A 240-nucleotide genomic window follows, 5' to 3' on the forward strand; every position below is an offset into this window, starting at 1 on the left:
AGTACGGCGACATGCAGCTATTGTGTGACGCCGACCAAATCATGAAAGAACTGCACGGCATGAGCGCCGACGAAATCCACCAGTTATTCGCCGAGTGGAACAAAACCGCGCTGGACTCGTCCCTGGTAGAAATCAGCCGCGACCTCTTGGAGTTCACAGTCGCTGTCGGGGTGGCGCTGGTTGAAATGCTCCTCGTCCGCGCGGGCCATCACGGCACCGGCATCTGGCCCGGTGTGGACG

At 60.0% G+C, this 240-nt stretch carries 1 pseudogene; it reads left to right on the forward strand.

Features of this window, described 5'->3' with window-relative positions:
* Positions 1 to 41: 41 nt before the first annotated feature.
* A pseudogene (locus Q4563_RS22275) lies at positions 42 to 240 on the forward strand (NADP-dependent phosphogluconate dehydrogenase); the annotation flags it as partial.

The sequence above is a fragment of the Gilvimarinus sp. 1_MG-2023 genome (assembly GCF_030548285.1).